Origin of the sequence: Mesorhizobium sp. M1A.F.Ca.IN.022.07.1.1 (assembly GCF_003997575.1) — a bacterium.
Taxonomy (GTDB): Bacteria; Pseudomonadota; Alphaproteobacteria; order Rhizobiales; family Rhizobiaceae; genus Mesorhizobium.
Genome location: NZ_RZST01000467.1, coordinates 1 through 3,687 on the forward strand (window position 1 = coordinate 1; position 3,687 = coordinate 3,687).

The 3,687-nt window shown below is 67.0% G+C and carries 2 protein-coding genes; both read left to right on the top strand.

Features of this window, described 5'->3' with window-relative positions; genetic code table 11:
- On the top strand, positions 1-472 hold a 472-nt coding region (locus tag EOA75_RS30425), incomplete at its 5' end, for a PD-(D/E)XK nuclease family protein (protein WP_206517068.1).
- Positions 469-3,687, top strand: a 3,219-nt coding sequence (addA, locus tag EOA75_RS30430) for a double-strand break repair helicase AddA (RefSeq protein ID WP_127325885.1), incomplete at its 3' end; no start/stop codon positions are given. The genes EOA75_RS30425 and addA, both read left to right, overlap by 4 nt.

The window sequence follows — 3,687 nt, forward strand, 5'->3', positions numbered from 1 at the left end:
CCGCACCGGCATCACGCTTTCGGGCTATGCCGACCGGGTCGACCTTCTCGCAGTCGGCATGGCCGACATCCTCGACTACAAGACCGGTTCCTCGCCTTCGAAGGCGCAGGCGCATACGCTTCTGTCGCCGCAGCTGGCACTCGAGGGCGCGCTTCTTCGGCGGGGCGCCTTCAAGGAGCTCGGCATCTGCGAGCCCTCGCAGCTTGCCTTCGTGCGGCTGAAGCCGAACGGCGAGGTGTTCGAGGAATCGATCCTCGAATACAACCGCAAGCCGAAGACCGCCAACGAGCTTGCCGAGGAAGCGTGGGCGCGGCTGGAAAGGCTGCTGTTCCACTATGCTGACCCGACCACCGGCTATCTGTCACGCGCGCTGCCGTTCCGCGAAGGCGAGGCCGATGGCGACTACGACCATCTGGCGCGCGTGCTGGAATGGTCGGCCGGCGGCGCAAGCGAGGACGAGGCGGAAGGATGAGATATCCGATCCCCTCCGACACCGCCGCCAGCCAGGCGCGCGCTTCCGATCCGCAAAATTCCGCCTGGGTCTCGGCCAATGCCGGCTCGGGCAAGACCCATGTGCTGGCGCAACGCGTCATCCGGCTTCTGCTCAACGGCACCGATCCGTCGAAGATCCTGTGCCTGACCTACACGCGCGCCGCCGCCGCCAACATGTCGAACCGCGTGTTCTCGACGCTGTCGGAATGGACGGCGCTTCCCGACGCCGAGCTCGCGACACGCATAGCCGCGCTCGACGGGCGGTCGGCCGACCGCGATAGGATGCGGCGCGCGCGCCGATTGTTTGCCGAGGCGCTGGAAACGCCGGGCGGCCTGAAAATTCAGACCATCCACGCCTTCTGCGAATCGGTGCTGCATCAGTTCCCGCTGGAAGCCAACATCCCGGCGCATTTCGAGATGCTCGACCCGCAGATGGAGGCCTCGCTTTTCGCGGATGCGCGACGCGACATGATCTCGGGTGCCGGCACCGGTGTCGAAGGCCTGGCGGAAGCCTTTGCCACGGTGCTGGAGCGCGGCGGCGAGTTCGGGCTCGACATGCTGCTCTCCGAGATCGTCGGCAAGCGCGACGAACTGCGCGCCTTTATCGAAAAGCTGGGCAAGGACCGGGACTTCCGGCTGCTGTTCGCCGAATTCGGCTTCAACCCCGGCCAGACGGCAGCCGGCATTGCCGCTTCGGTCTGGCCGCTGCCGGGCTTTGCGCCGAGCCAGTTCGCTGAATTCGGGCGCGCCGCCGAAGCCGCCGACGCGCGGCAGGTGCTGAACAACGTGCTGCCCTATGCGCAGACCGCTTTTGCCGAAGCCGATCCGATCAGGCGACTGCGACTGCTCGCCAAGGCATTTCTGCGCTCCGATGGCGACCCTTACGATCCACCGAAAATCTTCAAGAAAGCGCTGGTGGACAGGCTGCCCGACCTGCCCGAGCGCTATCTCGCGGCGGCCAAGGCGATCCTCGATGTATCGGACCGGCTGGGGCTGTTCCGCATGCTCGAAGGCACGGCCGCTGCGCTCACCGTCGCCGGCTGGCTGATCGCCCGCTACGAGCAGCTGAAGCGAAGCCGCGGTTTCCTCGACTTCAACGATTTGATCACCCGCACGGTCAGCCTGCTGTCGCGGCCCGATGCCGGGCCGTGGGTGCAGTTCAAGCTCGACCAGGGCATCGACCATATCCTGCTCGACGAGGCGCAGGACACCAGTCCCGACCAGTGGGAAGTGGTGAAGAAGCTGACGGAAGAATTCTTCGCCGGGTTCGGCCAGCGAGAGACGGTGCGGCGCACGGTGTTCGCCGTCGGCGACGAGAAACAGTCGATCTACTCCTTCCAAGGCGCGGCGCCCGATTCCTTTGCCGAAAGCCGGCTTTTGTTTGCCGGGCGGGTGCGCGACGCGGAGGCTTCGTTTGCCGACCTGAAGCTCACCTGGTCGTTCCGCTCGAGCGACGACGTGCTTGCCGCCGTCGACCGCGTCTTCGCCGAGCCAGGCGTGCGACGCGGCATCAGCCACGATCCCGATCCGCTCAGCCACAAGGCGATCCGCACCGATGCGCCGGGCTATGTCGAGGTGTGGCCCTCGATCGGCGCCGAAATGGTCGAAGAGCCCGACGACTGGACCTTGCCGGTCAACCACGCCAGCGTGCCCGCCGTGCGCGTGGCCGAACATGTGGCAACGACGATCCAGAACTGGCTGCGCAACGGCGAGGCCATCGAAGGCAAAGGCCGCAAGCTGACCGCCGACGACATCCTGGTGCTGGTGCGCAAGCGCGATCGCTTCGTGCACGCGCTGTCGCGCAGCCTCAAGAACCGGCAGATCCCGGTTGCCGGCGCGGACAGGCTGAGCCTTCCCGGCCATATCGCCGTGCAGGACCTGATCGCGCTCGGCCATTTTTTGATTCAGCCGGAGGACGACTTGTCCCTGGCCGCCGTGCTGCGCAGCCCGATCTTCGAGGTTTCCGAGGAGACGTTGCTCACGCTCGCTGGCGAGCGGCCAAAGGGCCAGTCGCTGATCGCCTCGCTCCGGCAGCATGCCGGCGGAGACGAGGTCTTGGCCGCCGTTGTTAGCCGGCTCGATGGCTGGGCGACTGAGGTGGCGTTCAAGCCGGTGTTTGAATTCTATGCCGCCGCGCTTTCGCGTGACGGCCTGCGCCGCAAGATGACGGCCCGGCTCGGGCCGGAAGCCGGCGACATCCTCGACGAGTTCCTGAGTTTCTGCCTGGCTGAGGAACGTACCGGCCTGCCGGGGCTGGAATCCTTCCTCTCGACGCTGGAAAACAGCGGGCCGGAGATCAAGCGCGAGATGGACCAGACCCGCAACGAGGTGCGCGTCATGACCGTGCACGCCGCCAAGGGCCTGGAGGCGCCGGTCGTCTTCCTGGTCGACGGCGGCTCGGCGCCGTTCAGCGACCAGCACCTGCCGCGGCTGATGGCCTTCGAAAGCTCGGGCGCTGATTGGAAGGGCAAGGGCTATCTCTGGCGCTCGGCGAGTGACGTCGTCAACGGCGTTTCGAAAGCGGCCTCGGCGCGGGCGCGCGCGCTTGCCGACGACGAATACCGGCGGCTGCTCTATGTCGGCATGACGCGCGCCGAGGACCGGCTGATCGTCTGCGGCTATCACGGCAAGCGCGCGCCGAGCACCGGCACCTGGCATTCGATTGTCAGCCGGGCACTGCTGGGTGCGCCGGAAAGCGCTGAGCGGCGGCATCCGGCGACACCCGACGTGGCGGTGCATCGCTTCCATATGACCAAGCTGCCGCCGATGGCGCTCAATCAGGCTGAGGAGACGATACTGTTCGATCATGCCGCGCCGCTGCCGGACGGCCTGTTCCGGCCGCTCCCGCCCTATGAGGACTTGCCGCGGCCGCTCTCGCCTTCAGGCGCCTCGGCGCTGATCGACGAAGCGACGGAAAGCTTGCCCGACACGCGCTCGCCGGTGCTCGCTGCGGAAACCGAACCCGGCTTTGCGGTGATGCGCGGGCTGGCACTGCACAAATTGCTACAGATGCTGCCCGGCATCGCCGAGGACGAGAGGCGGAGCGCGGCCGAGCGCTATCTAGCGCGCGCCGGCGCCGACTGGCCGGCCGAAGAGCGCGACACGGCGCTGGAAGCCGTGCTTTCCATCCTGTCCGACAGAAGCTTCGGGGCGCTGTTCTCGCCGTCCTCGCGGGCGGAAGTCGCCGTCATGGGC